The 16,797-nt window shown below is 64.1% G+C and carries 16 protein-coding genes; 14 read left to right on the top strand and 2 right to left on the bottom strand.

All coding sequences use genetic code 11. The annotated features are described in order from the left end of the window. Positions 1-137 precede the first annotated feature (137 nt). A complete protein-coding gene (locus tag DVB37_RS09010; RefSeq protein WP_052946146.1) occupies positions 138-878 on the top strand; it encodes a response regulator transcription factor in 741 nt (246 codons plus the stop codon). A 23-nt stretch (positions 879-901) separates the two neighbouring features. On the opposite strand, the gene hemN is transcribed toward DVB37_RS09010, so the two are convergent. After that, positions 902-2,329 (bottom strand): oxygen-independent coproporphyrinogen III oxidase, encoded by a 1,428-nt coding sequence (gene hemN, locus DVB37_RS09005; protein WP_162941182.1) that lies wholly within the window; start codon positions 2,327-2,329, stop codon positions 902-904. A gap of 125 nt (positions 2,330-2,454) precedes the next feature. Here hemN and DVB37_RS09000 point away from each other — a divergent pair, with 125 nt between their 5' ends. The 10 genes from DVB37_RS09000 (at position 2,455) to DVB37_RS08955 (ending at position 12,667) form a co-directional block, all read left to right on the top strand. Continuing rightward, on the top strand, positions 2,455-2,700 hold the full coding sequence (locus tag DVB37_RS09000; protein WP_046807731.1) for a hypothetical protein: 246 nt from the start codon (positions 2,455-2,457) through the stop codon (positions 2,698-2,700). A gap of 210 nt (positions 2,701-2,910) precedes the next feature. Next, entirely contained in the window at positions 2,911-3,654 is a 744-nt protein-coding gene (locus tag DVB37_RS08995; protein WP_120154692.1) for a FadR/GntR family transcriptional regulator, read from the top strand. Continuing rightward, positions 3,651-4,895 (top strand): Zn-dependent hydrolase, encoded by a 1,245-nt coding sequence (locus DVB37_RS08990; RefSeq protein ID WP_120154690.1) that lies wholly within the window; start codon positions 3,651-3,653, stop codon positions 4,893-4,895. Before DVB37_RS08995 ends, DVB37_RS08990 begins: the two co-directional genes overlap by 4 nt. Before the next feature lie 260 nt (positions 4,896-5,155). Continuing rightward, positions 5,156-6,730, top strand: coding sequence for an ABC transporter substrate-binding protein (locus DVB37_RS08985; RefSeq protein WP_120154688.1), 1,575 nt, complete (start codon positions 5,156-5,158; stop codon positions 6,728-6,730). A gap of 102 nt (positions 6,731-6,832) precedes the next feature. Further along, the gene (locus DVB37_RS08980) at positions 6,833-7,840 is read left to right on the top strand and encodes an ABC transporter permease (RefSeq protein WP_162941181.1); all 1,008 of its coding nucleotides are present in this window, start codon (positions 6,833-6,835) and stop codon (positions 7,838-7,840) included. Continuing rightward, positions 7,837-8,676, top strand: coding sequence for an ABC transporter permease (locus DVB37_RS08975; RefSeq protein ID WP_104145406.1), 840 nt, complete (start codon positions 7,837-7,839; stop codon positions 8,674-8,676). Before DVB37_RS08980 ends, DVB37_RS08975 begins: the two co-directional genes overlap by 4 nt. Before the next feature lie 9 nt (positions 8,677-8,685). Then, complete coding sequence (locus tag DVB37_RS08970; protein ID WP_120154686.1) at positions 8,686-10,320, top strand: ABC transporter ATP-binding protein; 1,635 nt, start codon at positions 8,686-8,688, stop codon at positions 10,318-10,320. A gap of 63 nt (positions 10,321-10,383) precedes the next feature. Then, complete coding sequence (locus DVB37_RS08965; protein WP_162941180.1) at positions 10,384-10,674, top strand: cupin domain-containing protein; 291 nt, start codon at positions 10,384-10,386, stop codon at positions 10,672-10,674. Positions 10,675-10,693: 19 nt separating this feature from the next. Then, the gene (locus tag DVB37_RS08960) at positions 10,694-11,758 is read left to right on the top strand and encodes a histone deacetylase family protein (RefSeq protein ID WP_104145409.1); all 1,065 of its coding nucleotides are present in this window, start codon (positions 10,694-10,696) and stop codon (positions 11,756-11,758) included. Between the two features lie 15 nt (positions 11,759-11,773). After that, positions 11,774-12,667: a DMT family transporter gene (locus DVB37_RS08955; RefSeq protein ID WP_120154681.1), complete on the top strand. Its 894-nt coding sequence runs from the start codon at positions 11,774-11,776 to the stop codon at positions 12,665-12,667. Positions 12,668-12,676: 9 nt separating this feature from the next. Here DVB37_RS08955 and DVB37_RS08950 read toward each other — a convergent pair whose 3' ends face one another. Then, positions 12,677-13,702, bottom strand: coding sequence for a LacI family DNA-binding transcriptional regulator (locus tag DVB37_RS08950; protein ID WP_046807713.1), 1,026 nt, complete (start codon positions 13,700-13,702; stop codon positions 12,677-12,679). 133 nt (positions 13,703-13,835) lie between these two features. Here DVB37_RS08950 and DVB37_RS08945 point away from each other — a divergent pair, with 133 nt between their 5' ends. The 3 genes from DVB37_RS08945 to DVB37_RS08935 are packed head-to-tail and all read left to right on the top strand — an operon-like array spanning position 13,836 to position 16,759. After that, the gene (locus DVB37_RS08945) at positions 13,836-14,378 is read left to right on the top strand and encodes a TRAP transporter small permease (protein WP_046807712.1); all 543 of its coding nucleotides are present in this window, start codon (positions 13,836-13,838) and stop codon (positions 14,376-14,378) included. A gap of 55 nt (positions 14,379-14,433) precedes the next feature. Further along, positions 14,434-15,714 carry a TRAP transporter large permease gene (locus DVB37_RS08940; RefSeq protein ID WP_104145411.1) on the top strand — a complete coding sequence of 427 codons (1,281 nt, stop codon included), beginning with the start codon at positions 14,434-14,436 and terminating at the stop codon, positions 15,712-15,714. A gap of 28 nt (positions 15,715-15,742) precedes the next feature. Further along, entirely contained in the window at positions 15,743-16,759 is a 1,017-nt protein-coding gene (locus DVB37_RS08935; RefSeq protein ID WP_120154679.1) for a TRAP transporter substrate-binding protein, read from the top strand. Positions 16,760-16,797 lie beyond the last annotated feature (38 nt).

The raw sequence follows: 16,797 nt of genomic DNA, 5'->3' as shown, positions 1-16,797 counted from the left end.
TGATTCCCGTCCGGACAGGCTTTCGAAAACGTAACCTTCCATCGCAAATTTATGACCAGGCGCGGAGCGTGCTCCGGACTTCAACTCTGGCCGAGAAAAGCGCGACGCGGTTCGCGCTACCGGCTTGTGGAGCATCGATGAAAGCTGTCCCAATACGTGTGACCAAAGCAGCCTCTATTTCCAACCCGCCACGCTGCGGCGAAGGCGTGCGCTCAAGCGGACGCAGGCATATGCTGCTGTCGCGGCTGCCGTCGGTTATCAAGGTGGCGATACTGGACGATCACCCCGTCGTCGCCCTAGGCGTGGGTGCATATCTTGAAAGCCGCCCCGGCTTCCGGGTGCTGCACCGAGAGACATCGGCGCGCGAAATGCTTGAGAAGCTGCGTCATACGCCCTGTGATGTAGCGCTGGTGGATTTTTATCTGCCCCAGGAACCCTGGGACGGCGTCAATTTCCTGCGGCGGCTGCGGCGGCACTACCCTGCCCTGGCGCTCATCACGTTTTCGGCGGGCAACCGGCAGGAAACGCAATACGCCGCGTATCGCGCCGGCGCCAACGGCTATTTGGCCAAGCAATGGGGAATGGTGTTGCTGCCCGAAATCATTCGAGCCGTACTCAACAACAAGAAGACCTTTCTGTCCGTGCAGGACGGCAAGGTTCGCCCCGTGCTGCCCGACCACCCCCACGCGATGCTGACCACATCCGAAATCGAGATCCTGCGCCATATCAGCCAGGGCCTGTCCGTCACGCAGATAGCCGCGCGCCTGTCGCGCAGCAAAAAGACGATCAGCACCCATAAGCGGCGGGCGATGCAAAAGCTGCAACTGGCCGACGATCTATCGCTGGCTCTATACCTGCGCGAGAAATTCGCGGAATGAAGCCGCCCCGCGCACGCGCCGCGTCAGATGATGCGGGAATAGCTGGCGCCGCTGCCGGCGCTGCCCAGGTAGCCGTCAAACGCCATGGCGACCGCGCGCACGAAGTACCAGCCCAGCCCGGTAACCTCTACTTCGCCCGCGCGCAGATTGACCAGGCCCAATTCGGCCAGGTTCGCCATTTGCAGCAGTTCGCGGCTGAAGTAGTCGCCAAAGCGCAGGTCGTGGCGCGCCTCGACGGCAGCAAAGTCCACCCGGCCCTGGCACATGATGTCCATGATGACTTCCCGCCGCACCAGGTCGTCGCTGGACAGGCTGAGCCCGCGTTCCACCGCGAAATGGCCGGATTCGACCGCGCCGTAATAGGCGTCCAGCACTTTTGCGTTCTGGCTGTACGTGTTGCCGATGCGGCCGATGGCGGACACGCCCAGGGCGACCAGATCGCGGTCGGGCTGGGTGCTATAGCCCTGGAAATTCCGGTGCAGCTGCCCACGCTGCTTGGCGATGGCCAACGCGTCGGTGTTCAGCGCGAAATGGTCCATGCCGATGTACGTGTAGCCCTGCTGCAGAAAGCCGTCGATGGCCGCGCCAAGCAAGCCCACCCGGGTCTCGCGATTGGGCAGGTCCGCTTCATGGATGCGGCGTTGGGGCTTGAAGCGCTCGGGCAGGTGCGCGTAGGCGTACAGCGCAATGCGGTCGGGTCGCAACGCCACCACCTGTTTGATCGTGCGCGCGAACGATTCCGTGGTCTGCAACGGCAGCCCGTAGATCAGGTCCATGTTGACCGAGTCGTAGCCCAGGGCGCGCGCGCTTTGCATCAGCGCCCGCACGTCGTCAAAAGACTGCACCCGATGCACCGCCTTTTGCACCCGCTCGTCAAAATCCTGCACGCCGAAGCTCAGGCGGTTAAAGCCCAACTGCCGAAGGTGCGCCAGGCGCTGGGGCGTAGCCGTGCGAGGATCGACTTCGATCGAAATTTCGGCATCGTTCTCGAACCGGAATGCCGATCTCAGGTCCTGCATCAAACGGGTGAGCTCCGCATCGGACAGAAACGTAGGCGTTCCGCCACCAAAGTGCAGTTGCGACACCGGCACGCCCGGGCCAAGCTCCTTCACGTGCAAGGCGATCTCTTGCGCCAGCGCTTCCAGGTAGCGCACCGCACGGTCGTGATGACGCGTGACCACCTTGTTGCACGCGCAGTAATAGCAGACCGAATCGCAGAACGGGATGTGCACATATAGCGACAGCGGCTCGGTCGCGGCGTTGGCGCGACGCTGCCGCAGCGCGTTGCGATAGTCCTGCTCGCCGAAATTGCCGTGATAGCGGTCGGCGGTGGGATACGAGGTGTAGCGTGGCCCGTTCTTGTCCAGCCTCGCCAACAATCGAGGGGGAAAGAACGGTTCGGCGGCGGCAGGCGCGGGCGATGAAACGACGGGGCTTAGGGCGGCTTGCATAGCCTGGATTATTCGCCCTTGCGGGTCACCGCAACTTGATCTGGCGCAAACCCGGCGGCGTCTTGGGCGGGCGCCGGGTCACGCCCGTAAAATGCGGCTTTTACGTTGCACAACAAGGACACCTCATGGGCACTGAACTGGACGGCCGCCTGTTGGCCATGCGCCAGGCGGTGGCAATTGCCATCGCCCTATCCACCCGCAGCAGCCCGCAAGCTACCGACATGGCGCTGGAACTGCTTAACGACCTGAAGGCCGGCATGGACAACGCCCCGTCCGACAGCCCCTTTGAAAAGCCCGAATGGGTAGAGGGCGCCCAGGACGAACTGGACGGCATCGCGCGCCTGGTCCGCGCGTTCACGAACGAGCCCTAAACCGGGCATGCAAGCAAGCGGCGCTGGCGCAACGCCAACGCCCGCTTCAGGCCAGACACTAACGTCGCCTAACTGGCCTGACCACCGGATAGGAAGACGTAGATTCCCTCTGATCGTTTTCCCTGAAAACGTAAATTTCCCCTTCTATTTCAAAGGCGGCGTGCCTATATTGGTGGCCTGACCACCAGGCCATGACAACTCCACGCCACGATGAGCACCTTTCAGGCCGTCGCCGCCACCCGCTTGTATCGCATGATTGCCGACCAGATCGCCGGCCGCATCCGGGCGGGTGATTTCCTGCGCGGCGCGCGCCTGCCTTCCGAGCGCGAGCTGGCCGAACAACTGCAAGTGAGTCGGGCCTCGATCCGCGAAGCACTGATTGCGCTGGAAATCGAAGGCTACGTCGAAGTTCGCGTCGGCACCGGGGTGTTCGTCACGACCTCGCCGGACGGCGCCGCGTTTCCCGCAACGGCCGCCATGGGCGCGCCGGCCTTGGCCGAACAGGACGACATCGGGCCATTCGACCTTCTTGAAGCGCGCATGCTGATCGAACCGGAATGCGCGGCGCTGGCCGCGCACCAGGCCACGCCCGCACAGATTGCCGGCATCCGCGATGCCCATGCCGCCATGTCGCTGACCGACTCGCCCGGCCGCCATGACCGCGCGTTCCACAGCGCCATCGGCGCGGCCTGCGGCAACGCGGCGCTGGCGTCAGCCGTGGCGCATCTGTGGAATCTAAGCCAGTCCAGTTCGCTGTATAGCCGCATGCAGGACTATTTCGTCACGACGCAAGCGTGGGTCGCCGCCCATGCCGAGCATCAACGCATCCTGAACGCCATCACGGCGCGAGACCCGATTCGCGCGCGCCACGCCATGCACACGCACCTGCTTGGCATCCTGGCGCGCCTGCGCGAAGACTTCGATCCCCTTACCGACCATCGAGGCAACCCATGACTACGTCTTCCCTGTCCATCAACGGCCAACGCCTGTGGCAGTCGCTGATGGACCTTGCGCGCATCGGCGCCACGCCAAAAGGCGGCAACTGTCGATTGGCGCTGACCGCGCTGGACGGCCAGGGCCGCGACCTTGTCACTGGCTGGATGCGCGATGCCGGCATGACGGTGCGGGTGGACCAGGTGGGCAACATCTTTGCGCGCCGCGCCGGCCGCAATAACGACCTGCCGCCCGTCATGACCGGCAGCCACATCGATACCCAACCCACGGGCGGCAAGTTCGACGGCTGCTACGGCGTGCTGGCCGGCCTGGAAGTCATGCGCACATTGAACGACGCCGGCGTCCAGACGGAAGCGCCGCTGGAAGTGGCGATCTGGACCAACGAGGAAGGCTCGCGCTTTGTGCCCGTGATGATGGGGTCCGGCGTATTCGCCGGCAAGTTCCCATTGGAAACCGCGCTGTCGGCCCGCGACGCGCAAGGCATCTCGGTACGCGATGAGCTGGCCGCGATCGGATACGCGGGCACGGACCCGGTAGGCGGGCGCCCGGTGGACGCCTACTTCGAGGCCCATATCGAACAGGGCCCGATTCTTGAACACGAGAAAAAGACCATCGGCGTCGTGACCGGGTCGCTGGGCCTGCGCTGGTACGACGTCACGGTGACCGGCATGGAAATGCACGCGGGCCCCACACCGATGGCGATTCGCCGCGACGCGCTCTTTGCCGCCAGTTTTCTGGTGCAGACCGTCATCAACATCGCTAACGCGCACCAGCCGCACGGGCGTGGCACCGTGGGCGAGATCCACGCGCACCCGGGATCGCGCAACGTCATCCCCGGCCAGGTTCGCTTTACCGCCGACCTGCGCCACGAAGACGAAGCCACGTTGACGCGCATGGACCAGCAATGGCGCCGGGCTTGCGATGACATCGCCGTGGCCCATGGCGTGCAGGTGGACTTGAAAGACGTGCAGTATTTCCGCCCCACGCCCTTTGATACCGACCTGGTGGACAAGGTCCGGCAAGGCGCCGCCAGTCGCGGCCTGCCGGCGATGAACATCGTGACGGGCGCGGGGCACGACGCCGTCTACATGGCCGCGGTGGCGCCCACCGCCATGATCTTCGTGCCCTGCAAAGACGGCATCAGCCACAACGAAATTGAGGACGCGCAACCCGAGCATCTGGAAGCCGGCTGCAACGTCCTGCTTGACGCCATGGTGGCGCGGGCCAACGCCGCAAGATAGCGGCAACTGTTTCCTCGCGGATCGCCGCGCGGCCGATGCCGACGACACCACGTCTTTCGGCTCGCCGCGCGTGCACCGCCGATTTCGCCGCATTGGTGCGCGGCCTGCCTTACCCAGCACCTGTACGAAGCATGGCGGTAGCGGCTTTACCTGTAGTACCCCTGATAAACCCAGGTGGCACAAGGTTTGCTTGTCAAAGCACGGCATCCGCCGCGCAGCGGCGGTCACCTGTCAGTCCCTTTCCAGCCCGGAGGCTCGCAGTGAAATCGAAGAAATGGTTCTCCCTAAGCATCGGCGCATTGGTCCTTGCGGCCGCGCTACCCGCCACGCAAGCCTTGGCGCAGACCAAAGGCGGCACGCTGAACATGATCGTGCAGCCCGAGCCGCCCGTGATCGTCACGGCCATCAACCAGCAAGGCCCCACGCAATTTGTCGCGGGCAAGATCTACGAAAGCCTGCTGACCTATTCCACCGGCCTGAAGCCGCAGCCCGGCCTGGCCAAATCGTGGGAAGCGGCGGCCGACGGGCTGACCTACACGTTCCACCTGCAAGACAACGTCAAGTGGCATGACGGCAAGCCGTTCACGTCGGAAGACGTGGTGTTCTCGCTTTCCGAGATGCTGCCCAAGACGCATGCGCGCGCCCGCGTCATCTTGAACAAGTTTGTCGATTCGGTGACCGCCCCGGACGCGAAAACGGTGGTAATCAAGCTGAAGACGCCCTTCCCCGCTTTCATGCTGATGTTCGAACCTGGCTTTGCGCCCATGATGCCCAAGCATCTGTACGCCGGCACGGACTTCATGACCAACCCGGCCAACCAGAAGCCCGTGGGCACCGGTCCGTTCATGTTCAAGGAATGGAAGCGCGGCGAATACATCAAGCTGACGCGCAACCCCGATTATTGGAAGCCGGGCAAGCCGTATCTGGATGAACTGGTGTTCAACGTGATTCCCGACGCGGCCTCGCGCGCGGTCGCGTTCGAACGCGGCAGCGTGGACGTGCTGCGTGGCGGTGACGTGGACAACGTCGACATCAAGCGCCTGCGCGCCCTGCCCAAGGTGGAATACACCACTGCCGGCTGGGAAATGTTCTCGCCGCAGGCTTACCTGATCTTCAACATGCGCAAGCCCCCGTTCGACAACCTGAAGGTGCGTCAGGCCATCATGGCCGCGATGAACCGCAACATGGTGGTCAACAATATTTTCTTCGGCCTGGGCAAGGTGTCCACCAGCCCCTTCGTGACGACCGAGATGTTCTACGACAAGAACATGCCGGCGATGCCGTTCGACATGAAGAAGGCGCGCGCGCTGATCAAGGAATCGGGCATCAAGCCCGAGGACTACACGATTCGCCAACTGAGCTTTCCGTACGGTTCCACGTGGGATCGCCTGGGCGAATACACCAAGCAGGCGCTGGAACAACTGGGCTTCAAGGTCAATGTGGAATCCACTGACGCGGGCGGCTGGGCCAGCCGCACGGGCAATTGGGACTTCGACCTGACCACCACGTTCACCTACCAGTACGGCGACCCCGCGCTGGGCGTGCAGCGGCTGTATATCTCGTCGAACATCGTCAAGGGTTCGCCGTTTGCCAACGTGCAGGGCTACAGCAACCCCGAGACCGACAAGCTATGGGAAGCCGCCGCCTCTGAAGTTGATCCGGCCAAGCGCCAGGAAATCTACACCAAGCTGCAAACCACGCTGGTCAATGACGTGGCCAACGGCTACCTGGTGGATATGGAATTCCCGACCCTGTACCGCGCCAACGTGAAGAACCTGGTCAAGACCGCGATCGGGTTGAACGAATCGTTCGACGACGTCTACATCGAAAAGTAAGCGCAGCAAGACGCCGCCGCAAAGCCCTTGCGGCGGCGGATCCCGGCAGCGCATGGGCACGCCCCCGGCCGCCCGCGTTCAGCCCGAGAGGACATCCCAAGCATGAAATTCCTTTCCTTTTTCTTGTCCCGCGTCGGCAAGGCCCTGGTGGTCGTGCTGGGCGTGGTCATCATCAATTTCTTTCTGATCCGGCTGGCGCCCGGCGACCCGGCTGCCGTGCTGGCGGGCCAGGCCGGCGCGGGCGATGCCGCCTATGTCGACCAGCTGCGCGTGGCTTTCGGCCTGGACAAACCCATCCTGACGCAGCTGATGCTGTACCTGAAGGGCGTGGTCCAGCTGGACCTGGGCTTTTCGTACCGCAACCACGTCCCCGTGCTGGACTTGATCGTCGAGCGCCTGCCCGCCACGTTCCTGCTGATGTCCTGCGCCTTTTTGTTTTCCATCGTGCTGGGTGTCTTCCTGGGCGTGGTCGCGGCCAAGGCGCGTTACCGCAACAAGCGCCGCTGGATCGACAGTTCGGTGATGACCGGCGCGCTGCTGCTGTACGCCACGCCGCTGTTCTGGCTGTCGCTGATGGGCATTTTGCTGTTCTCCGTCGTGCTGGGCTGGCTGCCCGCATTCGGCATGGAAACCGTGGGCTCGGGCCTGACCGGCTGGGCGCGCGCCTCGGACATCGCCCAACACCTGATCCTGCCCACCGTCACCCTGGGTTGCTTCTTCATGGCCGTGTACGTGCGGCTGACGCGGGCGTCGATGCTGGAAGTGATCGGCATGGACTTCGTGAAAACGGCGCGCGCCAAGGGCGTGAGCCCCAGCCGCGTGATCCGCGTGCACGTGCTGCGCAACGCACTGCTGCCCGTCATTACGTTCGCCGGCATTCAACTGGGCCAGATGGCGGGCGGCGCGGTGCTGACCGAAACCGTGTTTGCCTGGCCGGGCATCGGGCGCCTGATGTTCGACGCCCTGCTTCAGCGCGACTATCAGCTGCTGCTGGGCATCTTCCTGGTCACCTCCATCATGGTGGTGGTGTTCAACCTGCTGACCGATGTGTTGTACCGCCTGATTGATCCGCGTATCGCCGCGGGCGCGCAGCAAGGAGCCGCCGCATGAAAGCTTTTGCCCGACGTTATATGCGCAACTACGGCGCGGTGGCCGGTCTTGCCATCATGCTGGTCGTCGTCATTGTGGCGCTGGCCGCGCCGCTGCTGTATCAAGAATCCCCCTGGATGATGGTGGCCGACCCGCTGATTCCGCCGTTCACCAATGCCGACTTCCCGTTCGGCACCGACATGCTGGGCCGCGACATCACCGCCGGCCTGGTGTGGGGCGCGCGGGTGTCCCTGATGGTGGGCCTGCTGTCGACGGCGGTGGCATTGCTGTTCGGCATCCTGGTCGGCTCGGTGGCCGGCTACTGCGGCGGCCGCGTGGACGACGCGCTGATGCGCTTCACCGAGTTCTTCCAGACCATTCCGCAGTTGGCCATGGCCGTGGTGCTGGTCGCCATCCTGAGCCCATCGGTCTATTCCATCATGGGTGCAATCGCCGTCGTGTCCTGGCCCCCCGCCGCGCGGCTGGTGCGCTCTGAATTCATGACGCTCAAGCAGCGCGAATTCGTCCAGGCGGCCATCGTCATTGGCCAGACGCCGGCGCGCATCGTCAGCACGCAGATCCTGCCCAACGCCATGTCGCCCATCATCGTGTCGGCCTCGTTCATGGTGGCCACCGCCATCCTGACAGAATCGTCCTTGTCCTTCCTGGGCCTGGGCGACCGCAACCTGATGAGCTGGGGCTTCATGATCGGCGCGGCGCGCACGATGATCCGCGAAGCGTGGTGGATGAGTGTGTGGCCCGGCGTGGCCATCCTGTTGACGGTGCTGGCCATCAACCTGATCGGCGAAGGCTTGAACGACGCCCTGAACCCCCAACTGCGCAAGCGCGGCGAATAGGAGGCCAACATGACGACCGAAGCCACGCCCTTGCTGTCCATCCAGAACCTGAGTATCGCGCTGCCTCGCGGCGGCGACCGGCCCTTTGCCGTGCAAGACGTTTCCTACGACATCCGCGCCGGCGAAATCCTGTGCATCGTGGGGGAATCCGGATCGGGCAAGTCCATGAGCGCCAACGCCATCATGGGCCTGCTGCCGGACTACCTGACGCCGCAGCAGGGCCGCATTCTCTTTCGCGGCAAAGACCTGTTGCAGCAGGACGAAGCCACGTTGCAAGCCATGCGCGGCAAGGACATGGCGATGATTTTCCAGGAACCCCTGTCGGCGCTGAACCCGTTGATGACCGTGGGGGAGCAGATCAGCGAAGTCATGCGCGTACACGATGCCTACCCGGGCGCCGAGCGTATGAAGCGCACGCTTGAATTGCTGGATTTTGTGGGCTTGCCGGACCCGGCAACGCTGTATCACGTGTATCCGTTCCGGCTGTCGGGCGGCCAGCGCCAACGCGTGATGATCGCCATGGCGCTGGCGCTGGAGCCAGCCCTGCTGATCGCGGACGAGCCCACCACGGCGCTGGACGTCACCACGCAAGCGCAGATCCTGGCGCTGATTGCGCGCATCCAGAAAGAGAAAGGCATGGGCGTGATGTTTGTCACGCACGATTTCGGCGTGGTGGCCGAAATTGCCCACCGTGTCGCCGTCATGGAAAAAGGCGTGTTGGTGGAGCAAGGCCCCGCCGAAGACGTACTGAACCGTCCGCGCCACCCGTACACCCAACGGCTGATCGCGGCGGTGCCGCATCGGCGTGGCGAGGAACGCGTGGCCACCGCCAATGACGCGCCCGTGCTGGAAGTGATAGACCTGAAGAAGACGTACGTCATCGGCCACGGCTGGCTCGGCGGCAAACGCGAGGTGCATGCCGTTGACGGCGTCAGCTTCAGCGTACGACGTGGCGAAACACTGGGCATCGTCGGCGAATCCGGGTCGGGCAAATCGACGATCGGCAAATGCCTGCTGAAGCTGGTGGGCATCAACGGCGGGCAACTGATCTTCAATGGCCAGGATATCGCCGCGATGTCGGAATCGCGTTTCCGCCCGCTGCGCCACGATATCCAGATGATCTTCCAGGACCCTTTTGCCTCGCTCAACCCGCGCCACACCGTGGGCCGCATCATCAGCGATGGCCCCGTGGCCAACGGCGTGCCGCGCGCCAAGGCCGAGGCGCGCGTGCGCGAACTGCTGTCGCTGGTGGGGCTGGACCCGTCCGCCTTTGATCGCTACCCCAACCAGTTCTCGGGCGGGCAACGCCAGCGCATCGGCATCGCGCGGGCGCTGGCGCTGGAACCCAAGGTGCTGGTGGCCGATGAATCCGTGTCGGCGCTGGACGTCTCGGTGCAGGCGCAGGTGCTGCAACTGCTGCACGACTTGCAACAGCGCTTGCAGATTGCGCTGGTATTCATCACCCACGATTTGCGGGTCGCGGCGCAGATCTGCAATTCCGTGCTGGTAATGCACCGTGGCAAGGTCGTGGAATACGGGTCGCCGACCCAGATTTTCGACAAGCCGCAGCATGCCTACACGCGCCAGTTGATTGCCGCCGTGCCCGGTCAGCACTGGGACCCCACGCAAGCGACAATGGCCTGATCGCCCCCTACACCCACACCCACACCGACACCACGACGCATGACCACTTCAGGAGCATCCCCCGTGCAACGCCCCGCCGCCATTCCCACCGTGCAGATCGACAACGACCGCGTCACCGTCACCGAATGGCGCTTTCCGCCCGGTGGTGAAACCGGCTGGCATCGCCACGGCATGAACTACGTCGTGGTCCCGCAAACGACCGGCCCGCTGTTGCTGGAAACGCCCGACGGCGAGGTCACCAGCCAACTCACCACCGGCATCGCCTACTATCGACCGGTTGGCGTTGAGCACAACGTCATCAACCCCAGCGACACCGAATTCGTTTTTGTCGAAATCGAAATCAAACAGGCTTGACGCGTCAGCGAGGACCACCATGAAGGCGTTTTTCTCGGAAGAACAATTGCTGCACACCCCGCAGCAGTTCATGCGCTTGGGGCGGATCAGCGCGCCTACCGACCTGCCGTCCCGAGCGGAAAGCCTGCAAGGCGCTTTGACAGCGCGCGGCATCCAGGTCCAGGCGCCTTCGGACTATGGCCGCAAACCGCTGGAAAGCATCCACAGCGCCGACTACCTGAACTTCCTGGAAACCGCCTACACGCGCTGGCAATCGTTGAAGGCGCCCGGCGTGGACCCGGGCCCGGAAGTGTTGCCCAACCTATCGCCTTACTACAACGGCCGCGTGGAGCAGGCGGGGCGCGGGCCCTGCCCGTCTCCGTCCATCGTGGCGCAAGCGGGGTACTACCTAAGCGACCTGTCTTGCCCCATCGGGCCGCAGACCTGGCGTTCGGCGCTGCGCTCCACGCACAGTGCGGTGGCGGCCGCCGATCACGTTGCCGGCACGTCGGGCATGGCGTACGCGCTGTGCCGGCCGTCAGGCCACCACGCACACCGGGATCGCGCCGGCGGCTTCTGCTATCTGAACAGCAGCGCGGCGGCGGCCAGCCGCCTGCTACAGACCTGGTCCAAAGTGGCGGTGCTGGATGTGGACGCCCACCATGGCGACGGCACGCAGAACATCTTCTACCAGCGCGCGGACGTCATGACGGTGTCGCTGCACGCCGACCCCGGCGCCTACTACCCCTTCTACACCGGCTACGCCGAGGAACGTGGCCATGGCGCGGGCGAAGGCTGCAACCTGAACCTGCCGCTGGCGCACGGTTCAGGCAACGACCCGTTCCTGGCCGCGCTGGACACCGCGCTGACGGCACTGTCTGGGTACGCCCCGCAAGCGCTGGTGCTGGCGTTGGGCTTTGACACCTACAAGGACGACCCCATCAGCGTGCTGAAGCTGGACATCGACGCGTACCGCGACATTGGCGCGCGCGTGGCCAGCTTGCGCCTGCCCACCGTCGTCGTGCAGGAAGGCGGCTATATGGTGCAGGCGATCGGGCCTGCGCTGGACGCATTCCTGCAAGGCCTGGGCCACGCCGGCGCCTGACGCGCGGCAAGCACCATGGCCTCTGTTCCCGCCGCCGTCCTGCCTCCCCCTGCCGCCTCGCGCAATGCGGGCATCCTGTTGTTCTTCGCCGCGCTGGTGGCCTTTGCCACGTTCGACGCGGGGTCCAAGTACATGCTGGAACGCTACCCCGCGCCGTTCTTGAATGTGATGCGGTATCTGGCGGTGATTGTTCTGGCCATCACCATGCTATGGCGTCACGGTAGCGGGATGCGCCTGCGCGATGCCCCCGAAAAACCGCTGTTGATCCTGCGCGGCGTCACGCTGGCCACCGTGGCCACGTGCTTCATGACCGCGCTGATCTGGATGCCTTTGTCGGAAGCCACCGCCATCTACTTCACGTCGCCGCTCATCATGGTGGCGCTGTCGCCTTGGCTGCTGGGCGAGCGCGTGCGCCCCGTGCAATGGCTGGCGGTGGCCGTCGGCTTTGCCGGCATGCTGCTGATTGTGCGGCCCGGCGGCGACTTGCCGCTGTTGGGCACGCTGTTGATGGCGGTGTCGGCAATCTGCTACGCGATCTTCCAGGTGCTCACGCGCAAGCTGTCGGGCAAGGTGCCCGGGCCGGTGCAGTATGCGTATACGGCAATCATCTGCCTGATCGTCACGGCGCTGCCGGCGCCCTTCTTTCTGCCCGACCCCTGGCCCACGCCTGGCGACGCCGCGATCATCATCGCGCTGGGCGCATGCAGCGGGTTGGCGCAGGTGTTGTTGATTGCCGCATTCCAACGCGTCTCGGCAGCCACCCTGGCGCCGTTGAACTATTTTCAACTGCTGCTGGCCGTGCTGTTCAGCACCTTCTGGTTCCAACGCCCGCCCGACGCCCTGGCGCTGGCGGGCATGGCGTTGATCATGGCGTCGGGTGTTTTCCTGGCCATGCGTCGTGCAGGCTAAGTCCGCCGTTCAGCTGGTTTCGCGCTGCACCAGCGTGAAACCCAGGTCCACGTGCCGCTGGGCGATAGGCTCACCCGCCAGGTGCTGCATCAGCAAGCCGGCTGCGGACACGCCGATCTGGTAACGCGGCGTGGCAATCGTGGACAACGGTGGGGTCGTCCAGGCTGTGCCGGCCAGGTCATGAAAGCCGACCAGGGCCATCTGCTCGGGTACGCGCACGCCCAGCCTGCCGCACTGAAACACGGCGCCTTGCGCCAAGTCATCGTTGCAGAAAAAGACCGCGTCGCAATCCGGATGCTGCTGGCGCAAGGATTCCAGCAAGGACGCCCCCAGACTGATCGACGACTTCTCCGGCGTCATGATTTCAAGCGTGGCGTCGTAGCAACCCGCATCACGCAGCGCCTGCCGCGCCCCTTCGCAGCGGCGCAATGAACGCGGGTCCAACTGCGCGCCGATGATGCCGATGCGTCGACGGCCACGTTCCACCAAATGGCGGCAGGCGGCATAGCCGGAGTCAAATTGCGAAAAGCCGACGCTCATGTCCTCGGCGCCCGCCAATGTTTCGATGGTGTGCACCGTGGCCATGCGCTGCGTGCGCAGCAAGGCCCATGTGCCGGGGTTGTGGTCGATACCGGTCAGGATCAACCCGTCCGGCGAATGCTGTAGATACTTGCGCAGCAAGGCTTCCTCGGCATCCGGCGAATACCCCGTTACCCCGATCAGCATGTGATAGCCATGCTGGTCCAACACTTCCTTGATGCCGGAAATAATGTCCACGAACACCACGTTGCTGAGCGACGGGATCAGCACAACGATGGTCTGCGAGCGCGCCGAAGCCAGCGCGCTGGCGGCATGGTTGGGCACGTACCCCAGCTCCTGGCAGACGCGCGCGATGCGCAGGCGCAGCGCCTCGGCCACTTTGTCCGGTGTGCGCAACGCGCGCGACACGGTGATGGCGCTGACGCCGGCGCGGCGCGCCACCTCTTGCATGGTGACGCGGCCAGCGTGCGAACTGCGGGGTTTACGGATGGACATTGGCCTTCGTGGTCGGGTGGGAAGCGCGTAGTCTGACTCAAAAAACAGGGGCTTGCCAAAAGCGAAATGTTAGCGCTAACATCCGCCAAAGCATAAGCGAAAAAAGCCCAGAAAAACCGGGCAGGAGACAAACATGCAAGCCTTCCCTTCCGGGCAGCGCGGCGGTTCGCCGCTGGCCCGTGCCGCCGATTGGTGTTTTGCGTTACAGACCTGGCTGATGGTCGCCTGTCTGGTCGTCATGGTCGTGCTGCTGTTCGGCAACGTGGCGCTGCGCTATCTGTTCAATTCCGGCATCAACGCGTCCGACGAGGTATCCCGCCTGGCGTTTGTGTGGCTGATCTTCCTGGGCGCCGTCATTGCATTGCGCGACCACCAGCACATCGGCGTCACCATGCTGGTTGAACGCTTCGGCCCCGCCGCGCGTCGTGTCTCGCACATCTTCTGCCAGTTGTTGGTGTTGTGGGTGCTGTGGCTGATGGCACGCGGCAGCTGGGTACAGACCGTGATCGGCATGGACACGGTGCTGCCCGTCACCGGCATGCGCCTGGCGGTGTTCAACACGGCGGCGCTGTACGCGTCCGTGGCCATGGGCCTGTTGACCGTCATCGACATTATCCGTGTGCTGGCCGGCGGCCCCCTGCCGGCGGAATCCAGTCCCGAAGACCCCTCGGTCTGAGTCGGGCTCCGCCCGCCCCCAACGCGCCCGCCCCCACCCCGCCCGGACCTTTGCAATGATTCTGACCCTCTTCCTGCTTGTACTGCTGGGGCTGATCGCCCTGGGCATGCCGATTGCCTTCGCGCTGCTGCTCAGCGCGCTGGCCATGATGTTCCAGCTGGACTTCTTCGATACCCAAATCCTCGCGCAGAACATGCTGACGGGCGCCAACAGCTTCACGCTGATGGCCGTCCCGCTGTTCATGCTGGCGGGCGAACTCATGAATGCCGGCGGCATATCCCGACGTATCGTGCGCCTGGCCAGCATGTTTGTCGGGCACGTCCAGGGCGGCCTGGGCTACGTGGCCATTTTTGCCAGCGTGCTGCTGGCCGCCTTGTCCGGCTCGGCGGTGGCCGACGCCGCCGCGCTGGGCTCCTTGCTGATCCCCATGCTGCGTGAAAAGGGGTACGACGCCGGGCAGGCGTCCGGGCTGATCGCGGCGGGCGGCATTGTTGCCCCCATCATCCCGCCGTCCATCTCGTTCATCATCTTCGGGGTGGCTACCAACGTATCGATCACCAAGCTGTTCTTCGCGGGCATCGCCCCCGGGCTGATGATGGGCTTGACGCTGGTGGCGGTATGGACATGGGTAGCGCGCAAGCACGGCAGCATCAAGCCGTCGCCGCGTGAACCGTGGCGCAACCGCCTGAAGGCGCTGCGCGAATCGATATGGGCGCTGATGCTGCCCGTCATCATCATCGGCGGGCTGCGCGGCGGGGTGTTCACGCCGACGGAAGCCGCCGTGGTGGCCGCCGTGTACGCGCTGGGCGTCAGTCTGTTCGTCTACCGCGAGATCGGGCTGCGCGACCTGCTGCCGTTGTTCGTGAACGCCGCGCGCACCACCGCCGTCGTCATGTTCCTGGTGGCCGCCGCGATGGTGTCGTCCTACATGATCACGCTGGCCGACATGCCGCAAGACCTGATTGCGCTGCTCGAACCGGTCATGGACCAGCCCAAGCTGCTGATGTTCGCCCTGCTGCTGCTGCTGACATTGGTGGGAACGGTCATGGACCTGACGCCCACCATCCTGATCCTGGCGCCGGTGCTGATGCCCGTGGTCACCAAAGCCGGCATCGACCCCGTCTACTTCGGCGTCATGTTCGTGATGGTGGGCTGCGTGGGCTTGTTGACTCCGCCCGTGGGCACCGTGCTGAACGTGGTGTGCGGCGTGGCCCGCATCAATATGGAAACCATCTGCAGGGGCGTGTGGCGCTACGTCGTGGCCTACACGGGCCTGCTGGTCCTGCTGGTGATCTTCCCCGAGCTGATCACCGTACCCGCACGCTGGATGCACTAGCGGCAAAAAAACCCCAAGGAGGAGCACCATGACCTATCGATTCAAAACCCGTTTACTCGTGCTGGCCACCGCGCTGTCCTGCGCCGTTGCCGGCGTGGCCGCCGCGGCCGACGTCAAGCCGCGCCTGATCCGTTTCGGCTACGGCCTGAACGAAGAAAGCGTCCAGGGCCGCGCCGCGCGCTTCCTGGCGCAAGAGCTTGAAAAAGTCAGCGGCGGCAAGTTGAAGATGAAGACCTTCGGCTCGGCCAACCTGGGTTCCGACGAACAGATGCAAGGCGCGCTGGCGGGCGGCGCCCAGGAAATGATGGTCGGGTCCACCGCGCCGTTGGCCGGGATGGTCAAGGAATTCGGCGTGTTCGACCTGCCCTTCCTATTCAACAGCGAAAAAGAAGCCGATGCGGTGCTGGATGGGCAACTGGGCCAGGACCTGTTGAAGAAGCTGGAAGCCAAGGGGCTGGTCGGCCTTGTCTATTGGGAAAACGGCTTTCGCAACATGACCAACTCCAAGCGCCCGATCGCGCGCGCGGAAGACCTGCAAGGCATCAAGCTGCGCGTCATGCAAAACCAGATCGCGCTGGGCGTTTTCAATACGCTGGGTGCCAATGCCGTGCCCATGCCGTTCTCGGAGCTGTTCACCGCCCTGGAAACGCGCACGGTCGACGGGCAGGAAAACCCCATCACGACAATTCAAAGCAGCAAGTTCTACGAAGTGCAGCCCTTCCTGACCATCACGCGCCACGTCTATACGCCGTGGGTGGTGCTGGCGTCCAAGAAGTGGTGGGACACGCTGTCGCCCGACGAACAGAAGCTGGTGCGCCAGGCGGCCGAGGCATCGCGCGAATTTGAACGCAAGGACAGCCGCGCGGATTCCACCAAGGCCATGACCACCCTTGAAAAGGCCGGCATGAAGATCAACACCGTCAGCCCCGAGGAAGTCGCGCGCATGCGCCAGAAGGTCCAGCCGGTGGTCGACAAATACACGCAGGAACTGGGCCCCGACCTCATCAAGCAGTTGAATGATGAGATCCAGAAGGCGCGCAACTGACGCCTTTTTACTGATCGCCCACGCGAAGCAAGCGAGCT

Source organism: Achromobacter sp. B7, assembly GCF_003600685.1.
GTDB classification, from domain to species: Bacteria; Pseudomonadota; Gammaproteobacteria; order Burkholderiales; family Burkholderiaceae_B; genus Achromobacter; species Achromobacter spanius_B.
Note: the sequence above shows the minus strand (reverse complement) of the source record. Positions and strands in the feature narration are given on the sequence as shown.